16 protein-coding genes, 1 tRNA gene and 1 pseudogene are annotated in these 21,050 nt (G+C 66.7%); 8 read left to right on the top strand and 10 right to left on the bottom strand.

What is annotated here, in order from left to right; all coding sequences use genetic code 11:
• Nucleotides 1–25: 25 nt before the first annotated feature.
• The 4 genes from hutU to hutI are packed head-to-tail and all read right to left on the bottom strand — an operon-like array spanning nucleotide 26 to nucleotide 5,232.
• Nucleotides 26–1,687 carry a urocanate hydratase gene (gene hutU / locus RZN05_RS11990; protein ID WP_317226839.1) on the bottom strand — a complete coding sequence of 554 codons (1,662 nt, stop codon included), beginning with the start codon at nucleotides 1,685–1,687 and terminating at the stop codon, nucleotides 26–28.
• On the bottom strand, nucleotides 1,684–2,502 hold the full coding sequence (gene hutG, locus RZN05_RS11985) for an N-formylglutamate deformylase (RefSeq protein WP_317226838.1): 819 nt from the start codon (nucleotides 2,500–2,502) through the stop codon (nucleotides 1,684–1,686). The genes hutU and hutG overlap by 4 nt, the downstream gene beginning before the upstream one ends.
• Nucleotides 2,495–4,033, bottom strand: a complete 1,539-nt coding sequence (gene hutH, locus RZN05_RS11980) for a histidine ammonia-lyase (protein ID WP_317226837.1) — start codon at nucleotides 4,031–4,033, stop codon at nucleotides 2,495–2,497. The genes hutG and hutH overlap by 8 nt, the downstream gene beginning before the upstream one ends.
• Complete coding sequence (gene hutI, locus RZN05_RS11975; protein ID WP_317226836.1) at nucleotides 4,030–5,232, bottom strand: imidazolonepropionase; 1,203 nt, start codon at nucleotides 5,230–5,232, stop codon at nucleotides 4,030–4,032. Before hutI ends, hutH begins: the two co-directional genes overlap by 4 nt.
• A gap of 86 nt (nucleotides 5,233–5,318) precedes the next feature.
• Here hutI and RZN05_RS11970 point away from each other — a divergent pair, with 86 nt between their 5' ends.
• Nucleotides 5,319–6,674, top strand: coding sequence for a formimidoylglutamate deiminase (locus RZN05_RS11970; protein ID WP_317226835.1), 1,356 nt, complete (start codon nucleotides 5,319–5,321; stop codon nucleotides 6,672–6,674).
• Nucleotides 6,674–7,381, top strand: a complete 708-nt coding sequence (hutC, locus tag RZN05_RS11965) for a histidine utilization repressor (RefSeq protein WP_317226834.1) — start codon at nucleotides 6,674–6,676, stop codon at nucleotides 7,379–7,381. Before RZN05_RS11970 ends, hutC begins: the two co-directional genes overlap by 1 nt.
• 167 nt (nucleotides 7,382–7,548) lie before the next feature.
• Here the strand turns inward: hutC and RZN05_RS11960 are convergent, their stop codons facing one another.
• The gene (locus tag RZN05_RS11960; protein WP_317226833.1) at nucleotides 7,549–12,402 is read right to left on the bottom strand and encodes a beta strand repeat-containing protein; all 4,854 of its coding nucleotides are present in this window, start codon (nucleotides 12,400–12,402) and stop codon (nucleotides 7,549–7,551) included.
• Between the two features lie 523 nt (nucleotides 12,403–12,925).
• Between RZN05_RS11960 and RZN05_RS11955 the strand changes: the two genes are divergently transcribed.
• A tRNA-Leu gene (locus RZN05_RS11955) sits at nucleotides 12,926–13,012 on the top strand.
• Nucleotides 13,013–13,176: 164 nt separating this feature from the next.
• Nucleotides 13,177–13,707, top strand: coding sequence for a tyrosine-type recombinase/integrase (locus tag RZN05_RS11950; RefSeq protein WP_317226832.1), 531 nt, complete (start codon nucleotides 13,177–13,179; stop codon nucleotides 13,705–13,707).
• 242 nt (nucleotides 13,708–13,949) lie between these two features.
• Here RZN05_RS11950 and RZN05_RS11945 read toward each other — a convergent pair whose 3' ends face one another.
• From RZN05_RS11945 to trbL, 5 genes and pseudogenes are all read right to left on the bottom strand, one after another.
• The gene (locus tag RZN05_RS11945) at nucleotides 13,950–14,342 is read right to left on the bottom strand and encodes a PIN-like domain-containing protein (RefSeq protein WP_317226831.1); all 393 of its coding nucleotides are present in this window, start codon (nucleotides 14,340–14,342) and stop codon (nucleotides 13,950–13,952) included.
• Nucleotides 14,339–15,028, bottom strand: coding sequence for a DUF433 domain-containing protein (locus tag RZN05_RS11940; RefSeq protein ID WP_317226830.1), 690 nt, complete (start codon nucleotides 15,026–15,028; stop codon nucleotides 14,339–14,341). The genes RZN05_RS11945 and RZN05_RS11940 overlap by 4 nt, the downstream gene beginning before the upstream one ends.
• Nucleotides 15,025–15,510: a hypothetical protein gene (locus RZN05_RS11935; protein ID WP_317226829.1), complete on the bottom strand. Its 486-nt coding sequence runs from the start codon at nucleotides 15,508–15,510 to the stop codon at nucleotides 15,025–15,027. The genes RZN05_RS11940 and RZN05_RS11935 overlap by 4 nt, the downstream gene beginning before the upstream one ends.
• Nucleotides 15,507–16,301 carry a conjugal transfer protein TrbF gene (gene trbF, locus RZN05_RS11930; protein ID WP_317226828.1) on the bottom strand — a complete coding sequence of 265 codons (795 nt, stop codon included), beginning with the start codon at nucleotides 16,299–16,301 and terminating at the stop codon, nucleotides 15,507–15,509. The genes RZN05_RS11935 and trbF overlap by 4 nt, the downstream gene beginning before the upstream one ends.
• Nucleotides 16,301–17,419 (bottom strand): annotated as a pseudogene (trbL, locus tag RZN05_RS11925) (P-type conjugative transfer protein TrbL); the annotation flags it as partial. The gene trbF and the pseudogene trbL, both read right to left, overlap by 1 nt.
• A gap of 549 nt (nucleotides 17,420–17,968) precedes the next feature.
• Between trbL and RZN05_RS11920 the strand changes: the two are divergent.
• The 4 genes from RZN05_RS11920 to RZN05_RS11905 all read left to right on the top strand — a co-directional run bounded on the left by RZN05_RS11920 (nucleotide 17,969) and on the right by RZN05_RS11905 (nucleotide 21,003).
• A complete protein-coding gene (locus RZN05_RS11920) occupies nucleotides 17,969–18,379 on the top strand; it encodes a PDDEXK-like family protein (protein WP_317226827.1) in 411 nt (136 codons plus the stop codon).
• A gap of 234 nt (nucleotides 18,380–18,613) precedes the next feature.
• Nucleotides 18,614–19,420, top strand: a complete 807-nt coding sequence (locus RZN05_RS11915; RefSeq protein WP_317226826.1) for a hypothetical protein — start codon at nucleotides 18,614–18,616, stop codon at nucleotides 19,418–19,420.
• Nucleotides 19,421–19,465: 45 nt separating this feature from the next.
• On the top strand, nucleotides 19,466–20,497 hold the full coding sequence (locus RZN05_RS11910) for a hypothetical protein (RefSeq protein WP_317226825.1): 1,032 nt from the start codon (nucleotides 19,466–19,468) through the stop codon (nucleotides 20,495–20,497).
• The gene (locus tag RZN05_RS11905) at nucleotides 20,494–21,003 is read left to right on the top strand and encodes a DUF6998 domain-containing protein (RefSeq protein WP_317226824.1); all 510 of its coding nucleotides are present in this window, start codon (nucleotides 20,494–20,496) and stop codon (nucleotides 21,001–21,003) included. Before RZN05_RS11910 ends, RZN05_RS11905 begins: the two co-directional genes overlap by 4 nt.
• The last annotated feature ends 47 nt before the right edge of the window (nucleotides 21,004–21,050 follow it).

Raw genomic sequence — 21,050 nt, 5'->3', positions numbered from 1 at the left:
TAGGTGCCGGCACCCCTTTTTCGCGTCAGGCCAGGATGCCGGGCAGATCGAGCCCCTGCTCGCGGGCGCAGTCGATCGCCTCGTCATAGCCCGCATCGGCGTGCCGCATCACGCCGGTCGCCGGATCGTTCCACAGGACGCGCTCGATTCGGCAGGCGGCTTCGGGAGTGCCGTCGGCAACGATGACCATGCCGGCGTGCTGCGAGAAGCCCATGCCGACGCCGCCGCCGTGATGGAGCGAGACCCAGGTCGCGCCGCTCGCGGTGTTGAGCAGCGCGTTGAGCAGCGGCCAGTCGGAGACCGCGTCGGAGCCGTCCGCCATCTTCTCGGTCTCGCGGTTGGGCGAGGCGACCGAGCCCGAATCGAGATGGTCGCGGCCGATGACGATCGGGGCCTTCAATTCGCCGCTCGCGACCAGTTCGTTGAAGGCGAGGCCAAGCCGGTGGCGATCGCCGAGACCTACCCAGCAGATGCGGGCAGGCAGGCCCTGGAAGCGGATTCGCTCGGCCGCCATGTCGAGCCAGGTATGGAGATCCCTATCGTCGGGGAGCAGCTCCTTGACCCTGGCGTCGGTCCTGCGGATGTCCTCGGGATCGCCCGAGAGCGCCGCCCAGCGGAACGGGCCGATGCCGCGGCAGAAGAGCGGGCGGATATAGGCGGGCACGAAGCCGGGGAAGTCGAAGGCGTTTGCGACGCCTTCCTCCAGCGCCATCTGGCGGATGTTGTTGCCGTAATCGACGGTGGGCACGCCCTGGCCGTGGAAGTCGAGCATCGCGCGGACATGGATCGCCATCGAGGCGCGGGCGGCCTTGTCCAGGCCTTCGGGGTCTTCCGCCTTGGCGCGTTCCCATCGGTCGAGCGTCCAGCCGAGGGGGAGGTAGCCGTTGCGAGGATCGTGCGCCGAGGTCTGGTCGGTGACGGCATCGGGGCGGATGCCGCGACGGACGAGTTCGGGATATAGTTCGGCCGCATTTCCCAGCAGGCCGACGGAGATCGGTGCGTCGGCCTTCTCCAACAGCGCGAGCGCCTCGTCGATCGTGGCCGCCTGGGCGTCGAGATAGCCGGTGCGCAGCCGCATCTCGATTCGCGAGGGCTGGCACTCGACGGCGATGCACGAGGCGCCGGCCATCGTCGCCGCCAAGGGCTGGGCGCCGCCCATCCCGCCGAGCCCGGCGGTGAGGATCCAGCGGCCCGTCCAGTCGCCGCCATAATGCTGGCGGCCCATCTCGGCGAAGGTCTCGTAGGTGCCCTGCACGATGCCCTGCGAGCCGATATAGATCCAGCTACCGGCGGTCATCTGGCCGTACATCGCCAGGCCCTTGCGATCGAGGTCGTCGAAATGCGCCCAGTTCGCCCAATGGGGAACGAGGTTGGAGTTGGCGAGGAGGACGCGCGGGGCATCGGCATGCGTGCGGAAGATGCCGACGGGCTTGCCCGACTGGATGAGCAGGGTCTGGTCGTCCTCGAGCCTGCGGAGGCTGGCGACGATCGCGTCGTACGACTCCCAATCGCGCGCGGCGCGGCCGATGCCGCCATAGACGATCAGTTCCTCGGGGCGTTCGGCGACATCGGGATCGAGGTTGTTCATCAGCATGCGCAGCGGCGCCTCGGTGAGCCAGCTCTTGGCGCTGAGGCTGGTGCCGTGCGGCGCGCGGATGACGCGGCTGTTGTCGCGGCGCGTGGTCATGCGGGTTTCCACTCCAGGCAGGCGGTGAGGATATCGCGGAGCTGGCCGGCGAGCGGCGCGGCGCGGGCGGAGTCGTAGCGCGGGGGCCAGTTGGCCTCGTCCGGCGTGTCGGGCTCGTCGATATAGCCGCGGCAGGCGAGCTCCATCTGGATCGCGTGTACGCCGAGATCGGGGCGGCCGTGGTGGCGTGTGGTCCAGCCGCCGCGGAAGCGGCCGTTGATCACCAGCGAGCGGCCGGTGGCGGCGCAGGCGCGCTCGATCGCGGCTTCGAGCATGGGGTCGCACGTGGTGCCGTTATTGGTGCCGACGTTGAACTGGGGGAGTTCGCCGTCGAACAGGCGCGGGACGCGGCTGCGGATAGAATGGCAGTCGTAGAGCACGACATGGCCGTGCGCGTCGCGCAGCCGGGCGAGTTCGGCGGTCAGCGCGGCGTGATAGGGCGTCAGCCAACGGTCGCGGCGCTCGGCGATCTCGGCATCGCCGGGCTCGCCGCCGGGCAGATAGAGCGGTTCGTTATCGAACGTGGCGGTGGGGCAGAGCGTGGTCGTCAGCTGGCCGGGATAGAGCGAAGCGCCAGAAGGATCTCGGTTGACGTCGATGACGCTGCGCGAAATCGTGGTGCGGACGATCGTCGCGTCGAGATCGGCGGCGAAGGCATAGAGCCGGTCGATCCACCAGTCGGTGTCTTTTCGGGCGCGCCAGCGCGAAACGAAATGCGGGAGCAGATCGGCCGGAATGTCGGTGCCGGTATGCGGCATGCCGAGCACCAGCGGCGCATTGCCACGGCGAACGACGAGCCAATCGGGTTCAGTCATGCGCCACCGACGGAACCGGAATGGCGTGGGCATCGACGATGTCGCGCAGCCGGCCGGAGCGGACGATTTGGGTGGCGGCGGCGATGTCGGGGTGGAAATAGCGATCGTCGTCGAGATGCGGGACCGCGGCGCGGACCTCGGCGTGGACGGCGCGGATCGCCTCGCTGCTGGTGACGGGTGCGTGGAAATCATAGCCCTGCGCGGCGGCGAGCAGTTCGATCGCGACGATGTGCCCCCCATTGTCGGCCATCGCCATCAGCCGGCGCGCGCCGTGCGCCGCCATCGAGACATGGTCTTCCTGATTGGCCGAAGTCGGGATCGAATCGACGCTGGCGGGGTAGGCACGCTGCTTGTTCTCGGAGACCAGGGCGGCGGCGGTGACCTGGGGGATCATGAAGCCCGAATTGAGCCCCGGGCGCGGGGTGAGGAAGGCGGGCAGGCCCGATAGCGCCGGATCGACGAGCATCGCCAGCCGGCGCTCGGACAGCGAGCCGATCTCGCACAGCGCCATCGCGATCATGTCTGCGGCGAAGGCGACGGGCTCGGCGTGGAAATTCCCGCCCGACAGCACCTCGCCGGTGTCGGGGAAGACCAAAGGGTTGTCCGAGACGCTGTTCGCCTCGGTGGCGAGCGTGGCGGCGGCCTGGCGGAGGAGATCGAGCGCGGCGCCCATCACCTGGGGCTGGCAGCGCAGGCAATAGGGATCCTGGACGCGCTTGTCGTCGTCGCGGTGCGAGGCGCGCAGTGGCGATTCGTGCATCATCGCGCGGAGCATCGCGGCGACTTCGATCTGGCCGCGATGGCCGCGCAGATCGTGGATGCGCGGGTCGAACGGCGTGTCCGAACCCTTGGCCGCCTCGGTCGACAGCGCACCGGAGACCAACGCGGCGGCGTGGAGCGCCTCGGCCTCGAACAGCCCGGCAAGCGCATAGGCCGTCGAGAATTGGGTGCCGTTGAGCAAGGCGAGGCCTTCCTTGGGGCCGAGCGCGAGGGGGGCGAGGCCGGCGTCGCGCAGGGCCTTGTCGGCAGGCGAGCGGCCCGCAAGTGTATCGATTTCGCCGACACCGATCATCGCCGCGGCCATATGCGCGAGCGGCGCAAGATCGCCCGAGGCGCCGACCGAACCCTGTGCGGGGACGACGGGGAGGAGATCGCGCGCGAGCATCGCTTCGAGCAGGTCGAGCGTTTCGGGGCGGATGCCAGAGGCGCCGCGCGCGAGGCTGGCGAGCTTGAGCGCGAGCATCAGGCGGAGGACCGGGCGCGGCATCGCATCGCCGACACCCGCGGCGTGCGAGACGACGAGGTTGCGCTGGAGCGTGTCGCAATCGGCGGGATCGATGCGGATGCTGGCGAGCAGCCCGAAGCCGGTATTGACGCCGTAGACCGCGCGTTCGCCCGCGGCGATCCGGGCAACGGTTTCGGCGGCGCGCTCGACAGCGGGGCGGCAGGCGGGATCGAGCCGCATCTCCGCGCCGCGATAGATGGCGCGCCACTGCGCGAGCGGCACGGCGCCGGGTTCGAGCACGATCATGGCCGGCCTCCGAAGACGCGCGCGTGGAGCGGATTGAAGCCGATGCGGTAGACCAGCTCGGCAGGCTCGGAGATGTCCCAGATGGCAAGATCACAGCATTTGCCGGGTTCGAGCGTGCCGACCTGATCGAGCCGGCCGAGCGCGCGGGCAGCCTCGCGGGTCATGCCGGCGAGGCATTCGTCGACGGTGAGGCGGAAGAGCGTGGCGGCCATGTTCATCGCGAGGAGGGGCGAGGTGAGCGGCGAGGTGCCGGGATTGCAGTCGGTCGCCACCGCGATCGGCACGCGGGCGCGGCGGAGCGCGTCGATCGGGGGCAGGCGCGTCTCTCGGGTGAAGTAATAGGCACCGGGGAGGAGGACGGCGACGGTGCCGGCCGCGGCCATCGCCTCGACGCCGCCCTGATCGAGATGCTCGAGATGATCGGCCGAGAGCGCGCCGAATTCGGCGGCGAGCGCCGCGCCGTGAAGGTTGGAGAGTTGCTCGGCGTGGAGCTTGACCGGCAGGCCGTGCGCGGCGGCGGCTTCGAACACGCGGCGGACTTGGGGCGCGCTGAAGCCGATGCCTTCGCAGAATGCATCGACCGCATCGGCGCGGCCGGCGAGCGCGGGGATCATGCGCTGGCAGATTTCCGCGACATAGCCGTCGGGGTCGCCGGCATATTCGGGGGGCAGTGCGTGGGCGCCGAGGAAGGTGGTGGCGATATTGACGTCGCGCGCCTTGCCGAGCGCGCGGGCGGCTTCGAGCATCTTGATCTCGTCGGCTAGGGTGAGGCCGTAGCCCGACTTGATCTCGATCGTGGTGAGCCCCTCGGCAAGCATCGCGTCGAGGCGGGGGAGCGCCTGTTCGACCAATTCTTCGGGGCTGGCGGCGCGGGTGGCGGCCATGGTCGAGACGATGCCGCCGCCGGCGCGCGCAATTTCCTCATAGCTCGCGCCTTCGAGCCGCAGCTCGAATTCGCGCGCGCGATTGCCGGCATGGACGAGATGGGTGTGGCAGTCGATCAGACCCGGGGTGATCCAGCGGCCTTCGCAATCCTGGGAGATTGCGGCGTCGAACGACGGGGCGTCGGCGCGCGGACCGGCAAAAGCAATGCGGCCCTCGATCGCGGCGATAACGCCGTCTTCGATCGTGCCGAGCCCGGGCAGGTCGGCGCGCAGCGTGGCCAGCCTGGCGTTGCTCCATAGCCGATCGACGCGCACGCATTCTCTCCCTGAGGGCGACTCAATCGAAGTCTCTAGGATGACGATTTAAATGTCTATACATTTGTCCGCGAAGGGAGGCGACGATGCAAGGCTGGTGGTTCGAGGCGGCGCTGCTGGCGGATGGCTGGGCCGAGCGGGTGCGGATGACGGCGGAGGACGGCCGGATCGTCGCGCTGGCGGTGGGTGTGGACCGCGCGCCGGAAGACGAACGTCATGGCGTCGCGCTGCCGGGCGTCGCGAACCTCCACAGCCACGCCTTCCAGCGCGGGATGGCGGGGCTGGCCGAGCGGCGCGGGCCGAATGCCGACAGCTTCTGGACGTGGCGGGAGATGATGTATCGCTTCGCCAACGCGATCGGGCCCGAGGAACTGGAGGCGATTGCGGCGCTGGCGTTCGTCGAGATGCTCGAGAGCGGCTTCGTCCAGGTCGGCGAATTCCATTATGTCCATCACGACCGCGACGGTGCGGCCTTTGCCGATCCCGCCGAGATGGGCACGCGGATCGCCGCGGCGGCGGCAGAGACCGGGATCGGGCTGACGCTGCTGCCGGTGCTCTACATGGCCTCGGGGTTTGGGGGCACCACGCCGCGGGCCGAGCAGGCGCGCTTCGCCCACGATATCCACGGCTATGCGAAGCTGATCGAGGCGTCGCGGCGCGCGGTGGCGGGGCTCGACGGCGCGCGGGTCGGGGTGGCGCCGCATAGTCTGCGCGCCGTGCCGCCCGAAGAGCTTGCGGCGGCGGTGGCGATCGGCGGGGAGGGGCCGGTGCACATCCATGTCGCCGAGCAGATCGGCGAAGTCGAGGATTGCCTCGCGCATCGCGGGCAGCGGCCGGTGCAGTGGCTGCTCGATCACGCGCCGGTCGATCCGCGCTGGTGCCTGGTGCACGCCACGCATGTCACGCCCGAGGAACTGGCGGGGATCGCGAGGCGCGGTGCGGTGGTGGGGCTGTGCCCGATCACCGAGGCCAATCTTGGGGACGGCGTGTTCCCCGCAGCGGCGTTTCTTGCGGCGGGAGGGCGGTTCGGGGTGGGATCCGATTCGAACGTGCTGATCGATCTGGCGCAGGAGTTGCGCAGCCTCGAATATTCGCAGCGGCTGATGCAGCAGGGGCGGAACCTGGTGTCGAGCGAGGGCTGCCCCTCGACTGGGCGGACCCTGTTCGAAAGCGCGGGGCGCGGGGGCGCGCAGGCGCTGGGAGTCGGCTTCGGGTTGGCGCCGGGCGCGCGCGCGGATTTCTTCACGCTCGATCTCGGGCATCCGACGCTGGCGGGGCGCACGGGGGACGGGTTGCTCGACGGGTTCGTGTTCGCCAATGGCGGCGGGATGATCGACGGGGTGTGGCGCGGCGGACGGCAATGGGTGCGGGGCGGGCGGCATGTCGCGCGCGACGCGGTGGTGCGCCGCTACAAAGCGGCGCTCGCCGGGCTGGGGATCTGATGGCGCCGCTCCACCAGCGCATCCGTGGCGCGATCGAGGCACGTATCCTCTCGGGCGAACTGGGTCCGGGCGACCGCATTCCGTTCGAGCACGAACTGATGGCCGACTATGGCTGTTCGCGAATGACGGTGAACAAGGCCCTGTCGGCGCTGGCGAGCGCGGGGCTTATCGTGCGCCAGCGCGGGCGCGGCTCGTTCGTCGCGCGGCCGCGAATCCATATGGCGGCGCTGGCGATCCCCGACATTCGCGAAACGATCGAGGCGCGCGGACATGTCTATGGGCTGCGGCTGGTGGCGCGCGCGGAGGTGGGGGCCGACGGCGCGGAGGGCGCGCTGCTGCGGCTGCCCGCGGACCGGACGTTGCTGTCGCTGCGCTGCGTGCATCTGGCCGATGCGCGACCCTATGCGGTCGAGGCGCGGCTGATCAACCTAGCTGCGGTGCCCGAGGCGGGGGCGGCCGACTTTGCCGCGACGCCGCCGGGAAGCTGGCTGCTCGCGCATGTGCCGTGGACGCAGGCCGAGCACCGCATCACTGCGGCGGCGGCCGGCGAGGCGGCAGGGCCGCTCGGGGTGGACGCGGCGGCGCCGTGCCTGGTGCTCGAGCGCTGGACGTGGCGCGAGGGAGAATCGATCACCTATGTGCGAACCGTGTTCGACGGTGCGCGGTTCGATTTGACTGCGCATTTTGCTGCGCAGGGGATGGGTTAAGGATAGCTCCCCTTCCTGAAAGGGAGGGGTTGGGGGTGGGTGCGAGCGAAGCGAGCCCAACGAGCTGCGTCGTAGTGGAGAAAAGGCCGGGCATCGAGCCCGGCCTTTCCTAGACCCACCCCTAGCCCCTCCCTTGCAGGGAGGGGAATCTGTGCTGGCTCACCCCATCAAATCAGGCTCTCATGATAAAACAGCCCGGCATCGTGGCCGATATCGGTCCATTCGAACGGCGCGACCTGGCATTCGGCGACCGGCGCGGTGCTCGCGAACGCCAGGAACGAAAGCTCGGACGTCGCGAACAGCATCATCGGCGTCGGGTTGTCGGGCACCAGCGCGGTGCCGGCGCTCGGGCCGGTGGCGCCGCCGGTCTGGGTGACGTTGATGTTCGCGGTGGTCGCGAACGGCGTGTTGCCGTTGGCATTCCACGTCGCGACGGCGTCGTCGTCGAGGCCGGGGCCGCCTTCGACGAAGCCTTCGAGATAGATGCGCGGGTCCGAAGTGCCGTCCAGATCGGCGGTGCGCAGGCGGAGCAGGTTGGTCGGGCCGCCCGCGGCGACATGGTTGTTGATGATGTTGGCATGGACCGAGCTGGTCTCGCCCGATGCCGACGAGCCCGCGGTGATGTTGATGTCGGCGAGCGCGCTCGGGTTCGAATCGAGATTGTTGTTGTCGAGCGTCAGGTCGAGCCGGGCATTGCCCGAGCGCGCGGTGGCGTCGATCGCCGCGCTGGAATTGCCGGTGCCCATCAATACGCCGTTGTTGCGTGCCTCGACGATCGCGGTGGTGCCGGTGTCCTGCGCGAGGATGCGGATGCCCGATCCGACGCCATTGGCGACGATGTCGTTGTCGTTGATCCGGCCCTCGATATGCGCGCCGGCGAGTGCGACGACATTGACCGCGGCGCCGCCCCGGCTGGCGATGTCGTTGTCGAGGACGTTGAAATCGAACTGCGCGGCGCCGTTGGCGGTGAAGTCGATCCCGCTGCCGATATCGGCCTGGCTGTCGATCAGGCTGCCGGTGACGTTGACGCTCAGGATGCTGTCATGGTCGCCCGAGACCTGGATCGCCTGGGTACGCAGGCGGATGAAGTCGCTGTCGATGATATCGATATTGGTGACCGGGGCGCCCGCCGCGGTGCTGAAGCTGCGGAACTGGAAGCCGCCCTCGCCATTGGGATTGGCCGGCCCGCCGCCGCCGGTGGTCTGGCTGTCGCGGAAGGTGACGTTGTCGAGGACGAGGTTCAAGTCGACATCGGTGTTGACGATGTCGAGCCCGTTGGTCTCGGCGAAGGCGATCTCGCTGTCGGTGATCGAGGCATTGCCCGAGAGGTTGAAGAACTCGATGCCGCTTTCGTTGGGGGCGTCGCCGGCCTGCGAGACCGAGCTGCCGGTCATGGTGAAGTCGGCGACGTCGATCCCGACGATGCCGGTGTCGGCGCTGCCGTTGATGTCAACATTGTCGATCGCCACGCCGGCGACGTTTCTCAGATAGATCGCGGCGTTGGAGGCGCTGAGGTCGAGGTCGGTCGAAACGCCGCTGACGGTGTTGGCGTTGGTCAGCGTCAGATTGCCGAGCTGGAGATCGGTGGTGCCGATCGCCTCGATCCCGCGGATGCCGATATTCTGGATCGTGCCGCCCGATCCGTCCACGCCGGCGAGGCCGGTGACGTGGAGCCCGCCCTCGGCACCGGTGCCGTTCAGGCGGATCGCGTAGCTGCCACCATTGGCCGAGACGCTCTCGAAGGTGAGGTCGTCGGCGCCGATCGCGGTGCCGATCACGCTGATCGCGACGCCGCTGCCCGACGTGACGCTGTTGCCGGCGCCGGTGGCGGTGACGGTGCCGCCGCCGGCTGCGTTGAGCCCGGCGCCGCTGGTGGTGACGATGTCGAACCCGCCGCCCAGCGCCAGCGCGCCGCTGTTGCCAGTGAAGTTGACCGCGGTCGCCGCCGCAGTCGCGACGCTGCCGCCGCCGGTGAAGCTTGCGCTGATCGACGAGCCGGTGATGTCGATGCCGCCGCCGCTGTGGAGGCCGTTGATCGTCGTCGCGCCGGTGACGGTGAAGCTGCCGCCGACGCCCGCAAGATCGATCGCGCCGCCGCTCGAGCCGAGCGAGGTGACGCTGTTGAGCGTGACGTTGAGCGTGCCGCCCTGGTCGATATCGACGATCTGGCCGGTGCCCGACTTGCCCACGTCGCTGACCGTCAGGCTGCCGACGCTGCCATTGCTGTCGGCCAGGCCTGCACCCGCAGTGTCGCCGATGTCGAAGCCCGAGACATTGTTGTCCTGGGCCAGATCGACGCCGTTGTTGCTGCCGCTGGTGGTGATGATGGTCGGACGGCCGGTGCCCTGCTCATAGGTCTCGCCGCCGATCACCAGATCCTGCCCGCCGCCGACCAGGGTCTGGCCATCGAGCAGGTTGATGCCGTCGGCCTCGGCATAGGTGCCGGTACCCTGGCGCAGATAGACGGTGTCGCCCGCGCCCGGGCCTTCGGGGGTGCCCTGCGCGGCGTTGAACGATGCCAGCGAGGTGAACGGATCGGCCTGCGTGCCGAGATCGGCGCTGCCGGTCGCGGCATTGTCGATGAACCAGACCGGGTTGCCGACGCTGATCGTCACCGTCGCGGTGTCGGTTTCGCCCTCGGCATCGGTGATCGTGTAGGTGAAGCTGTCGGTGCCGCTGAAACCGGCGGGGGGCTCGTAGCTGAACGAGCCGTCGGGATTGACCGTGACGGTGCCGCCATTGGCCGAGGCCGCGTCATAGGCGGTTACCGATGCCTGGCCCGGGCCAGTGCCCACGCCGCCATCGTCGGTGTCGTTGGCAAGCAGGCCTTCGCTCGCGTCGACGGTGAGGGTGAGGTTGCCGGGCGCACTATACGCGTCGTCGACCGCGTCGGGGGGCGAATTGTCGCCCTCGCCGGTGATCGTCACGGTGACGTCCTGCGTGGTGGTGCCGCCATTGCCGTCGTCGATCGTGACAGTGTAGGTCTGGGTGATCGTCTCGCCTTCCTCCAGGAAGTCGATCGCGCTGTCGTCGACCTGGAAGTTCCAGCCGACATTGTCGCCGGCCTGGTTGACGGGATCGAGGCTGAAGGTGCCGAGATAGCCGGGGCCCTGCGCGGCGAAGCTGGCGCTGTGGGTGTCGGTCAGGTCGAAATCGTCGAAGGCGATCGTGCCGCTGTCCTGATGGGTGAAGGCGTTCTCGTTGGGGGCGCCGTTGGGCAGTTCGGTGACGCTGCCGCTCGCATCGGTGCCGCCCGCGTCGATGGTCGGGGCGTCGTTGGTGCCGGTGATAGTCACCGCGACCGTCGAGGAGGCGGTGGCGCCCTGATCGTCGGTGATCGAATAGTTGAGCGTCACCACCGTGCTTTCGCCGACCGCGAGATAGTCGAAGTCGCTGCCGGGGGTGAACTGGACCTGATTGCCGACGACTGCGGCACTGCCCTGGCCCGACGGCGCCGAAGCGGTGGTGACGGTAAGCGTCGCGCCGGTATCGGGGTCGGTGTCGTTGGCGAGCACGTTGATCACCACCGTCGCATTCTCGGTGGTCGTAGCGGTGTCGGGATTTGCGATCGGGCCGTCATTGGTGCCGGTGACGGTGACCGATACGGTCGAGGCCGAAGTCGCGCCGAACTGGTCGGTGATCGAATAGCTGAGCGTGACCAACTGGGTCGCGCCGACGGCGAGATGATTGAAGTCCGCGCCGGGATTGAACTGGACCTGGTTGCCGACCACCGCGGCATTGCCCTGGCCGGCGGGCGCTGAGGCGGTGGTGACGGTCAGCACTGCGCCGATGTCGACATCGGTGTCGTTGGCGAGTACGTTGATCAGGATGGTCGCATTCTCGCTGGTCGCGGCGCTGTCCGGATTGGCCACCGGCGCATCGTTGAGGCCGGTGATCGTGAAGACAAGGTTGGCCGTGTCGGTCGCGCTGCCGTCCGAGGCGGTGTAGGTGAAGCTGTCCTGCGCGAGCTGGCCCTGGGCGAGCGTCTGCGCGGTGCCGTTGAGGACGTAATTGTAGGTGCCATTGGCGGCGAGGGTCAGCGTTCCATAGGTGCCGTTGAACACGCCGGGGGTGACGGTGAGCGTATCGCCGTCGAAATCGAAATCATTGGCAAGCACGCTGTTGGCGCCGCTATTGTAGCTGCCGGCATCTTCGGTGAGCGCAACCGCGTCGTTGTTGGCTACGGGCGCGTTGTTGCCGAGCAGGTTGATCGTGACGTCGGCGAACTGCAACCGCTCGATGGAGACGAGCAAGTCGCTGCCGTCGGCGCCGGTGCCCGGCCCGCCCGGGCCGTTATGCACCACGCCGGTGACGAAGCCGAGTCGGTAGATCGTGTAGTTGGCGAAATTGCCCGAATAGACTGCGGTATCGGTGCCGGTGCCGCCGTCAAGATAGTCAGTGCCCGCGCCGCCCGTGAGCGTATCGTTGCCCGAACCGCCATAGAGAATGTCGCCGCCATTGCCGCCGCTCAGCGTATCGTTGTCCTCGTCGCCGTTCAGCGTGTCGTTGCCGTCGCCGCCGCTGAGCGTATCGTTGCCGGTGCCGCCCGAGAGCTCATCGTCATCGGCGCCGCCATCGAGCGTATCGATGCCGCTGCCGCCGAACAGCCGGTCATTTCCGGTGCCGCCGTACAGAAAGTCGTTGCCGTCATCGCCCCACAGCGTGTCGTCGCCGGCATCGCCGTTCAGCGTGTCGTTGCCGGTGCCGCCGTGAAGCTCGTCGTCGCCGGTGCCGCCCAAGAGCGTATCGTCATTGGCATCGCCATAGAGCCGGTCGTTGCCCGAGCCGCCGCTCAGAATATCGTTGCCGTTGCCGCCCGAAAGCGTGTCGTTGCCGTCCTCGCCGTATAGCGTGTCGGTGCCGTCATTGCCTTCGATCTCGTCATTGCCGGTGCCGCCATAAATGGTGTCGTTGCCGCCGCGGCCGTAGAGCCTGTCGTGTCCGCCAAGACCGTAAATGGTGTCGTTACCATTCGATCCGTTGATGGTATTGTTGCTGTTGTTTCCGGTATAGGTGGGCACGTCGACATCCTCCCATCATGACGCAGTTCGGACAAGTCGAGCCCCGAACGGGCAAGGAGTCGCGACTGCGGCGCGCCACAGCAATGTCGCGCGCTTCGCTGAATTCACTATAATTTCCCCAATCCCCGATCGTATCGATCCGATCAAATGTCCGATCGAAAGATACTCCGCACGACTCGATTATGATTTAGATCAGATATGTGCGAAATTAGTCGGTGATTACTTCAAGTCCATAGCAAATCCTCTTAAGGCTGGAGCTTTTCGAGAAGCCCTTGACTTTGTGGGAGAAGGTGGACGTGGCGGGTTGGCGCAAGCGCTGGGAGGGGCGCGAAGCCCGGCACGGGGCGGGACAGGAGAATCGTCATTGTGCGGCGTGCCGGAGCCGGGCAGGTCGGGGGCGACGGAGCGGCTCTTGTCTGGGCTCTCGCACATTCGTCGATCTGATACTGGCGCGATGGGCAAATCGTCGGCCAGATGGTTGACAGCACATACGCGCCTCCGTAGAGGCGCTCGCCTACCCCGTGCCCAGATGGCGGAATTGGTAGACGCACCAGCTTCAGGTGCTGGCGCTCGCAAGGGCGTGGAGGTTCGAGTCCTCTTCTGGGCACCATTTTCCAGTCCATTGACGCCCATCGGCGTCGCGTAAGTGGCTGGGGCCAAAGGCCTTTTTCAAATATCTTGTCCGACATGGTTCGGGTGGGTTCGCCCATATACCCCCGCTTTTGTGGGTATATTTCGGCTCCCAATCCACCCGTTTTTGGATGGAGATACCCCATGGGCCTTACCGCACTCGCGATCCGGAACGCCAAGCCTCGAACGAAGCCCTACAAGCTCGCTGATGAGCGCTCCCTGTACCTCCTCGTCATGCCCAACGGCGCAAAATACTGGCGACTAAGCTATCGTTGGAGTGGTAAGGACAAGACTCTCGCGCTCGGCGTCTGGCCGGAAGTCAGCCTCGCCGATGCACGCGACAAACGAGACGCTGCCCGCAAGATGGTCGCCGATGGCATCGATCCCGCCGTCGAGAAGAAGCGTCGCAAGCTTCGCGCGCAGATCGACGGCAACACCACGTTCAAGGGCGTGGCGGAGGAATGGCTAGCCAAGATCACTCGTGAGGAGCGCGCCGAGGTGACCCTCCGCAAGGTGCGCTGGCTGCTTGATATGGTCTACCCGTTCCTCGGCGAAATGCCGCTTCATGAGATCGAAGTGCAGGAGGTGCTCGCCGTACTGCGCAAGATCGAGGCGACGGGCCGTTATGAGAGCGCCCGTCGCATGCGCAGCGTCATCAGCCGCGTCTTCCGCTAGCTTCGCGAAGATGAGTTCCGGAAGCAGCATGCTTCCGAACGCGGCATGGCCAAGCCTCAGCTTCACCTGGCCCTCGTACCGTGTCAGCGAATTGTTCCCGAGCGCGGGCGAGTATCGCGAGGGCGGCCCTGCGAGCCTCGGATCGTAGGGCGCACGCATTTCCTCATCCTATTCCGCGGCACCTGGAGCGTCTAATTAATACAATTAGTCAGCCGCGCTCGCCAAGTCGGTCCATTCTCGCCTCATAGCGCCCTGAACTGATCTCCGCGCTGCTGAAGCTCGAAAACTCCTGGCCGCACGTCGCGAGATATACCGACCATCCGCTCCCATACGCTGAGTATCCTCGCCGCCTTCTTCGCAAGAGGGAGTTCCATAACGGCAGGGCGCGGGAAGAAGCCCACAAGGTTCGATCGGAAGAACAACTCGCGTTGCGGCCGCTTGCGCGCAATGTTCACATCGCCAGACAGAACGACCCAATCCCCCTCGCGCCCTAATTCAGGAATCCACTCTTCATCGAGCCGGCACTGCATCCCGAACTTGTCCCGGTGGCAGATCACCTCGTGATCACCGTTAAACAATGCGGCAAGGCCCCGCGCCAACTGCGGGGGTAAATTCTCGTCGACGAAAAGCTTCAAGCCGCCTTGCGGAGTTGGAGGTCGCGCTCAAAACGGAGCGCGTCTCGGATCGAGCGAACGGGCAATTCGTAGAGCTTGGCCACCCGCTCCGGGGTGCCTTCCGCCTTCAATTCTTGAAGTACCCGCGACGTTAGCAGTCCCGACGCGGCAACGATCGGTTGACCGAATGAGCGTTCCGGATCGGCAACAATCGTGCGGCGTCCAGGAACCAGCCACCATCGCTCGGCGAAGTCCGGCCCGAAGTCTAGGCCGGATAGCGATGGAAGAACAAAATCTCGAAACACGCGCTGCCGCGATCGCAGATCATACATGACGGCGTCTTCAACGGTGCCAGCGATATCAAGGAATAGCTTTCGCCCGTCTGTTTTGAAAGCAGTTGTAGAGAACGGATGCTCATCTCCGAGAATTTCGCGCGCCGCAGTGATGCATGATCTGATTGTTGGCAGGCCGAAGCCCGCCCGGCGCAATCCCTCGACGATCCTGGCCTCAATCAGGTCACGGAATCCAATCAGTTGCCCATCGTCTTCTGGATCGTACTGTGGACGCCAAAGCGCGGGCTGTGAGCCCTCCCCGCCTTCATACTCGTAGCCATATATCCAGCGGCGGAGGCGCGTGGGCGTCATCCTCAGGAGACGCGCGGCCTCTGCGATCGTGTACGCTCCGACGCCGTAATGCGCAGTCGTCATGCCAATCCAATCGTCATTGAACCCACCTTCGCAGACTGATTCCTGCGAGGCAATTGCCTGCGCGCGACTGGAGGATCTATCGTCGTCAGCCTCAAGGATGGCACGCGTTTAGTGCGCGTTCCGTTATTGCGCAGAGCTACTGCCCACCTGCCGTCTTGAACGGTTGCGCTGACGTCAAAGGCCTGGTGGTACAGGACGCCTTCGCCAAAGGGATAGACCTGCACGGCATTGACGAAGGCCGGAGTCGCCGGCTCCTGGATCGCCTTGGCATTCGCCGTGCGGACCCGAAGCTCCGCGGCGGACGGCACATGGCGATGGCGTGCCATCGGTGGCGGCACCGGCGCGGGGGGCACGACGGGCTTCGCGACAGGGGGCGCCGCGCCCGGGCTCGCCGCGACCGGCTGGGTCGGTTGCGGCGGCGCGGTTTGCGCATGGGCGGGAACGGCGGCGAGCGCGCTCGCCGCAAGCAGGATGCGGTTCATGGGCGTATCTCCGGTTGGGATTGGGCGGGCTGGCCGAGGTTGGGATCGAGCGGCGATCCGCTCGGCACGCCGGCATTCGGCACGGGCGCCGGCGCATGGTCGGCGGGCGTGTCGAGCTCGCGGCTCCAGTCGATCCCATCGACATAGAGGCCGAGCGGGTTCTTGCGCAGCGTGTCGGCATCGCGCGGGGGCTTGAGAAGCACGGTGACGATGGCGGTCCAGCGCGACGTGCCGGCGAGGCTCCCGCGTTCATAGGCGCGCTCGGCCCATTTCACCTGGAAGCTCGACGCGGATGCGCGGACGACGCTGGTCACCTGGACCGATACGGTCTTGTCGCCGACATCGGCGAACGGGTTCGCCGAGCGGGCATATTCGCCGAGGAAGATCGCGCCGCGCTTCGACGCGAAGTCATAGGCCTGGAGCCAGTTCTCGCGCATGAGCACCGCGTCGAGCGAGCGCCCGCGGATATCGGTGATGAAGCGCGCGAGGAACCAGGCCAGCTGGGGGTCGGTCGGCCGGTACTCGGCGGCGGCGGGCGACACTGCCTGCGGCTGGCCGAGGCTGTCGACCGCGACGACATAGGGGACGACCCGGCTCTGCATCGACTGCCAGACGAGCGCGCCGGACAGGCCCGTGGTCAGCGCGAGGCCGCCGAATGCCATCAGCCGCCAGTTGCTGGCCTGGGCCCGGGCAGAGCCGATCCGCTCGTCCCAGAGTTGGCCGGCGCGGCGGTACGGGGTGTCGGGTTCGTCCGTGCGCCCGTAGCGCTGGACGGCACGTTTGAAGCGCATCAGTCCTTCTCCTTGATGTCGGGGGTTGCGCCGCCGCCGCCGCGATCCGAGCCCTGGAGGGCGTGGATCGCCGCCTGGCGATGGTGACGGCGGGATTGCGTGTTCTGGAGGTCGCGCGCCCAACCCGGCATGGCGTTAGACGCAGGGCTCGGCGCTTCCCCGGGGTGCGACTGCGCGCCCGTCGTGCCGGCATTCCACGCCGCGCGCTGGCCTTCGGCCGCCGCTGCTCGCAGCCCGAGCCCACCGCCCATGCGCTGCGCGGCGGCGCCACGGGCGGCGGTCGCGACACCGCTCATGCCGGCGGCGACCGACTTGGAACCGGAGGTCTCCTGGCCGAGCTTGTAGGCGGTCGACGCGGCAGACCCCATCGAGGTGCCGGCCCGGATCGCTCCGAGCCCGGCTCCGGCAAGGCCCTTGGCCGCGGCGACGCCCGCACCGCCGGCGACTGCGAACCCGCCCGCCGCGAGCGCGGTGGTTGCGACCGCCGAGCCGGCGCCGAGCTGCGGCGCGCCGGACACGAGGCCGGAGGCGATGCCGGGTCCGAAGATACCGAGGCCGAACAATGCGAGGCTGGCGAGCACGAGGCTCATCGCCTGGCCGATATCGGGTTCCTTGCCCTGGAGCGCGGAGGCGAACTCGGTGAAGAAGCCCGAGCCTATGCCGACGATGACGGCGAGCACCATTACCTTGATGCCGGACGAGATGACGTTGCCGAGCACGCGCTCGGCGAGGAAGGTGGTGCGGTTCCACAAGGCGAACGGCACGAGGATGAACCCGGCCAGGGTCGTCAGCTTGAACTCGAGGATGCAGACAAACATTTGCACCGCGAGGATGAAGAAGGCGACGATCACGATCACCCAAGCGATCAGGAGCACCATGATCGTCATGAAGTTCTCGAAGAAGGTCGTGAAGCCGAGCAGGTCGCTGGCCTGGTCGAGCAGTGGCCAGGCAGCCTGGAACCCGGTGCCGGCGAGACGGCCGGGGCGCAGCAGGTCGTCGGCCGAAATCGTCCCCCCGCCCGCGGTCAGGCCTGCCTGGGCGAACGAGCGGAAGATGATGTCGGCGAGCGTCTGGAAGCGATTCAGGATCAGCGCGAACACGCCGATGTAGAGAAAGCGGGGTGGGCGGCGAGGAAGCCCGAAAAGGCCCGCGGCCAGGGGCGGGGCGCACCGCAGGCAGGAACGCGAGTGGAGGACCCGGGCAGCGCCCGGGTTGCGCCCCGCCAGAGCGGGCCTAGAAGGGCGCGACGGCCATCCCGCTGACCGGGACCGGCCCAGCAGCGCCGGCGCGCGAGCGCGCCGACCGCATCAGAAAGCGCCAGCGATCGTCACCGCCAGGCCGGGACGCACCGCGCCCCGGCGGCGCGAAGCGCCGTAGAGCGCGGTCGCAGCGACGCGATGCAAACAACAAGGACGCACCCTTGCCGACACCGCAGGCGCGGCGGCGTGCGCGCGGGCCAAGGGGGCCAGCCGCCGCCGCGCCCCCGGTCCAAGGCAAGCGTGCATGCGCGGGCAAACGGGAAAGCAGCGAACCCTGCGGCTGCATCGCATGCCGCAGTGTGCGCTCAGAAAATCCCGCGCGCCAAACGCATCGCGCTGCGAGGCACCCTGCCGACGGGCACGGACACGGTTCACGCAAACTAAACGGGTGCCCTTTAGCCAGGACGAATGACCATGACGCGGAACGAGGCCGAATGGGCCGCAGTCTTTCTGGCAGCTGGCGAGCTGACTCGGCGCGGCTATTCCGTTAGCCTCACTCTGGGGCCTAACGCACCACTCGCGGACCTCGTGGTGCGAGCCCCCAGTGGCGAGGCATTCATCGTTGACGTCAAGGGCAAGTGCAAACCTGGCGCGTGGATGGTAAAACCCAAAAGCCCGACACCTGGTCTCTTTTATATGCTGGTGCGGCTAGGAATGACTTCCGCTGGCATCGATCGTGCCGCCGATCGCTTCTACATCATGCCTCAGACAGAAGCGCTTCGGCTAACCAGAACGAACGTCAAGCATCCCGCGCTGAGTGGCTTCACATCGGCGGCGGCCTCGGGTTCGCTTGACGATTGGTCGTGCCTGCCAAACTGACGTGAAGCGGCCCCGTTGCCACAACAAAGCGACTTATGCCGTCGTTCGAACATCCGTAGCCGGCACCAGACACAGCGCGCTCGGGTCAAATCGCGCTTTCCGGACGGACCCATCTCTCAATGCTGGGCAGTTAACGGCAAGTCTCGCCTGACAGCTTTCGCTGTGCCAGAAAGTGGTATGACCCACGCACCTCCTGCGCTCCGTAGTGGATCGATCGTCACAGCCTGCGACATCATGAATTTCAGCAAGACCAATGCCGAGCTCGAAGGTCTCATCCTCGAGCATGATCTGCTAGATCAGGTGGAACCCGGCGGGTCGGTCGCGAAGACGATGCTGAATCTGAAGAAATTCGCGGTGTTGAATCCGTCGCACCGGGTGATGACCGACAGAGGCGAACGGCCGCTCGCCGCCGTCCTTGTCGACAAGGCTATCGAAATCGCGCGCAAGGAACGAGGCGCCGCGGCATTGCTTGAGAAGCTCGAGCGCTACCTCAACCTAGACGGCTATTCGCTCATGTTCTGCGCCGTTGACGGCCTTTTCGAGACCAGGAAAGAGCCCTCGGGATTCACGATCAGCATGCCTGCCTTTGCAGAGCTTCCGGAAAGTGCGAGCGAGGTGGACCTGCTACTCAGCGCAAACGGCTTCGAGACCGCAATGCGCCATCTCGAAAGCGCGAGAGAGAACATCACGCAACGCGACTGGGAGGCGGCGAACGGTCAATGCCGCACCTTCCTCGAAGCGCTTACCGACGCGATCGCAGACGATCTTTACGGTGCGGACGCAGCACCACTACAGGGCGGGCTGGCGAAGCGCCGGTTGCTCGCGGACAAGGGGTTCCTATCGCGTGCGAAGCACGAGTTTGGTGAAGGTAAGGGGCACGCATTCCTTCCAGGCCTGGCGAAACTTCTACATCCCGACGGCGCGCACCCCGGGGTCTCGAATCAATCCGACGCACTGTTCCGGCTTCAGGCGGTCGTCGTGACGGCGCGCTGGCTTCTGAAACGCCATGAGTCCGTTCTTCAGGAACGCGCTGCGCCGTGACGTCGGGTCAAGCCGGGGAGAATCTGGATGGTCGGAATTAGGGGATTGGAGCTCTGGGACGACGCGAGGCTGGTTGCCGATGCCTATAGAGAATGGCACCGAATCCTGATCGCAGGATCCGAACCGGCAGGTTCCGCGCACCAGATCATTGGGACCAATGTCCGTTTTGAGCGCAACCCCAGGCACGAGAGGACACACCTCGACTTCTGGGTAGGCACCGCAGCCGGTACCGCGGTGCAATTGAATCAGCCCGGGGCCGCGGGATCGGAGAACCCGGGAACCACTATAGCAGTGGACGACAAGGGCGATCGATATCTCGTGCGCCAGGGGGACCTGCACGGGAGCCCGTCGTCGCCGCGCATACAATGGGCGGAGTTCACTCGCCGGACCGGTCTCGAGCCAGCGCCGATGCAAGTGAAAGGCGCGCCGTCGCGGAAGGAGTGGCACGTCGTCACGCCGCTGGATCATGTGCCCCACGCCGCGATCCGCGAATCGACCGCCGAATTCGTCCGGACCTGCTGGAACGCGCGAACCTACGGGCAAAAAGCCGCTGACGACCAGAGTCAGATGGCCGCGCTGTTCGGCAAGCGAGAGCGGGGCGGTTGGTATGATATTGACCCTGCGTTGCAGCCAACACGCGTACTGCGCGTCCAGGGCTACGTCCTCGAATGCCTCGAAGACATGCTGGAGCCGTTCGGGATTGAGATCCAGAAGCCGCGCCACGCGGCCAATTACGAGGTGGATGGCGCGATCGACACCAGTGCGGGACCGTTGCTCATAGAGATTAAGACCAGTGTTTCGGCCGCCGATGTCTATTGCGGTGTCGGCCAACTCACGCTCTATCCAATCGTGTTGCCGGATCTCGCGGCGCACGCGAGGCTGTTGCTGCTTCCAGGCGATCCGACCGCACATCTCGTCACGGCACTGAAAGCCTGCAAGGTGGAACTGCACAGGTACGAGCTCAAGCGAGGCCGGCGCCGTGCGACCGCGGTCTTCTCAGCTGCATTCCTGCGCCGTTGCGGCGTATCGGATGTCGATGTCCGGAACCTGGTCGCGGCAGGCAAGGCCCTGGCATGAAGCATGCGGCACCTGCGAGCACTGCCCGCACAGGCCAATTTGATGGCGCGATACGCCTGCCGGAAGCGGTGAGGGCGTTGGTGACAGCGCACCGTGCCCTGGTCCTTTCGTACGTAGCAACCGCTCTGCGCTTCACCCTTGATGGTCGGCTGGTCGGCGATATCGGCGAGGCCACCGCTGCAAGCGCCTTCGGGTTAGAGCTTTGCCGGACGCGCACGCCGGGCATTGATGCCCTGACCGATGACGGTCGCACGGTGCAGATCAAGGCCAGCGGCATCGGCAAGGGGCCAGCGTTCTCGCCGGGAGAAGGCCGCGCGGATCACCTCATTTTCCTGATGCTCGACTTCGAGCGGGCGGAGGCTCGCGTCCGCTACAATGGCCCCGAAGCACCGGTCCGGGCCGAGTTACCGCCTGAGTTCACCAGCACCAAGCGCGTGTCGGTGCCGCGCATTCTGACGTTGGACGCTGCCGTGGACAAGTCGGATCGTCTGAAGAGGATATGTTGAATCAAGGCCAAAGGGTTCGACTCTCGGAGAGAATCGTATCGGCGCGC

Source organism: Sphingomonas sp. HF-S4, assembly GCF_032911445.1.
In the GTDB taxonomy this organism is placed as follows: domain Bacteria; phylum Pseudomonadota; class Alphaproteobacteria; order Sphingomonadales; family Sphingomonadaceae; genus Sphingomonas; species Sphingomonas agrestis.
The sequence above is the reverse complement of the archived record's forward strand: the minus strand, read 5'-3'. Positions and strand labels throughout refer to the sequence as shown.

Bases quoted from the DNA above. Each gene is read 5' to 3' on its own strand.
- hutU (WP_317226839.1), bottom strand. From the start codon at position 1,687: ATGACCACGCGCCGCGACAACAGCCGCGTCATCCGCGCGCCGCACGGC.
- hutG (WP_317226838.1), bottom strand. From the start codon at position 2,502: ATGACTGAACCCGATTGGCTCGTCGTTCGCCGTGGCAATGCGCCGCTG.
- hutH (WP_317226837.1), bottom strand. From the start codon at position 4,033: ATGATCGTGCTCGAACCCGGCGCCGTGCCGCTCGCGCAGTGGCGCGCC.
- RZN05_RS11970 (WP_317226835.1), top strand. From the start codon at position 5,319: ATGCAAGGCTGGTGGTTCGAGGCGGCGCTGCTGGCGGATGGCTGGGCC.
- hutC (WP_317226834.1), top strand. From the start codon at position 6,674: ATGGCGCCGCTCCACCAGCGCATCCGTGGCGCGATCGAGGCACGTATC.
- RZN05_RS11950 (WP_317226832.1), top strand. From the start codon at position 13,177: ATGGGCCTTACCGCACTCGCGATCCGGAACGCCAAGCCTCGAACGAAG.
- RZN05_RS11940 (WP_317226830.1), bottom strand. From the start codon at position 15,028: ATGACGACTGCGCATTACGGCGTCGGAGCGTACACGATCGCAGAGGCC.
- RZN05_RS11935 (WP_317226829.1), bottom strand. From the start codon at position 15,510: ATGAACCGCATCCTGCTTGCGGCGAGCGCGCTCGCCGCCGTTCCCGCC.
- trbF (WP_317226828.1), bottom strand. From the start codon at position 16,301: ATGCGCTTCAAACGTGCCGTCCAGCGCTACGGGCGCACGGACGAACCC.
- RZN05_RS11920 (WP_317226827.1), top strand. From the start codon at position 17,969: ATGACCATGACGCGGAACGAGGCCGAATGGGCCGCAGTCTTTCTGGCA.
- RZN05_RS11915 (WP_317226826.1), top strand. From the start codon at position 18,614: ATGAATTTCAGCAAGACCAATGCCGAGCTCGAAGGTCTCATCCTCGAG.
- RZN05_RS11905 (WP_317226824.1), top strand. From the start codon at position 20,494: ATGAAGCATGCGGCACCTGCGAGCACTGCCCGCACAGGCCAATTTGAT.